The organism is Allobosea sp. TND4EK4, assembly GCF_900156025.1.
In the GTDB taxonomy this organism is placed as follows: domain Bacteria; phylum Pseudomonadota; class Alphaproteobacteria; order Rhizobiales; family Beijerinckiaceae; genus Allobosea.
Map to the genome: position 1 here is coordinate 1 of NZ_FTMO01000056.1, position 1,336 is coordinate 1,336.

Here is a 1,336-nt window from a genome sequence, read left to right on the forward strand (position 1 = left end):
ATCCCGAGCCTCAACAAGATGCTCGTGCTGGAGCTGGCGCGCTGCGGCTACATCCTGCGCCGGGAGAACATCATCGCGCTCGGCAACAGCGGCACGGGCAAGACCCATGTCGCTCTCGCGCTCGGGCTGGCCGCTTGCCAGAAGGGCTTCTCTGTCGCCTTCGCGACGGCGGCTTCCCTGGTAAATCAGCTCCTCGAGGCCCGCGACGAGAAGCGCCTGCTCCGGCTCCAGCGCGAGTTGCAGGCGGTCAAGCTGCTGATCGTCGACGAGCTTGGTTATGTGCCGCTGTCACCGACCGGCGCCGAGCTCCTGTTCGAGGTCTTCTCGCAGCGCTACGAGCGCGGCTCGACCATCGTCACCTCGAACCTGCCCTTCGAGGACTGGACCTCGGTCCTGGGATCGGAGCGGCTGACTGGCGCGCTGCTTGACCGGCTCACCCACCACGTCAGCATCCTGGCCATGAACGGCGACAGCTACCGCCTCAGGCAATCCGCTGGCCGCCGGCGCGCCACCGCCGCGGCGGAGCAAAACCAGGCCACCCCAGACAACGCCGATCCAGAAACCGGCGAGATCATCCCCTGATCAATCCCGACAGCGCGATATGGCGAGGGCCCCGATCGGGGCCCTCGCCATATCCGCCGCTCCCCAACGCCAGTGGCCTGCTTTTACTCCGCCACGATGGCCTGGAATCCGACCGCCGTTGACAAACCCAACCGCGGCGAACTCTGAACCTCTTGCTCTTCCATGCCGACCTCCTCTCCAGAGGGGTCAGTTCCTCATGGCGTCAGGGGGGCAGTTTGTCGTGTCGCCTGACACGCGTCTTCGCGCTGGTCAGTCTCGGGCGTCACGAGCATCGGAATGAAGCCTGAAGGCGTAGCGATTGGCTCGACAAGCAGCGCCCGCCGCCAGGCCAGCAATTGCGAGCGCGCGATCCCATGCCGTCGAGCCGTCGCTGAGATCTGACGCGGACCAGCCATGCTCTCCAGCACGATCCGCTCCTTCTCGCCGTCGCTCCAGCGGCGACGACGCCCCGTATCGACCACGTCGAGGCGATTCAAGACACTGTCAGTATGGCTGTCCATACTCACAGTGCTCAACGATTTGCATCACCCCGCGCAAGGCGGCCTACGCCGGACGCGTACCCTCAGCATCACATGGATCTGAGACGGCACGGTCCCCCAGCCGGGCAGCCCCGGCACAAACCTGTTCGGCCCGAGTTCGGGAGGCAGCGGGCGTGCCACCGTAAGCGTGATCTGACGCCCGCCTGTTCGGAAGCATTTGTAGCGGGATAGGTGTCCACCTGATGATTTGGTGGACACCAGATGGCGATGATCGA

The 1,336-nt window shown here is 65.1% G+C and carries 2 protein-coding genes; one reads left to right on the plus strand and one right to left on the minus strand.

Annotated elements, in window-relative coordinates:
- A partial coding sequence (gene istB / locus BW981_RS22220; RefSeq protein WP_076443176.1) for an IS21-like element helper ATPase IstB occupies window positions 1–582 on the plus strand: 582 nt, incomplete at its 5' end.
- A 194-nt stretch (window positions 583–776) separates the two neighbouring features.
- On the opposite strand, the gene BW981_RS22865 is transcribed toward istB, so the two are convergent.
- Window positions 777–1,058, minus strand: coding sequence for a transposase (locus BW981_RS22865; RefSeq protein WP_244560423.1), 282 nt, complete (start codon window positions 1,056–1,058; stop codon window positions 777–779).
- Window positions 1,059–1,336 lie beyond the last annotated feature (278 nt).